The 297-nt window shown below is 49.2% G+C and carries 1 pseudogene; it reads left to right on the top strand.

Going from position 1 to position 297, the window contains the following annotated elements:
* Positions 1–297 (top strand): annotated as a pseudogene (locus IEX97_RS13770) (hypothetical protein); the annotation flags it as partial.

Raw genomic sequence — 297 nt, 5'->3', positions numbered from 1 at the left:
CAACACTTGGCTTATGACGAACGTCATACTTGGTTCAAAAACTGGGAGAAAACGGGTCTGCTAGGCTTTGATGATAAGAACGGTGATGGCAACATCAACTACACATCAGATGCTGCAACTAACGAACTGAAAGTTGATAACGACATCATGGTACTGGCTAACCCTGAGATCGCGAAACTACCTAACTGGGTTATCGCACTGGTCGCAGCGGGTGGTCTAGCGGCGGCACTATCAACCGCAGCGGGTCTATTGCTGGCGATTTCGTCCGCGATTTCCCACGACTTAATCAAAGGGGTA

Origin of the sequence: Paenalicyclobacillus cellulosilyticus, from assembly GCF_014647315.1 — a bacterium.
Lineage (GTDB): Bacteria > Bacillota > Bacilli > Alicyclobacillales > Alicyclobacillaceae > Alicyclobacillus_J > Alicyclobacillus_J cellulosilyticus.
Note: the sequence above shows the minus strand (reverse complement) of the source record. Positions and strands in the feature narration are given on the sequence as shown.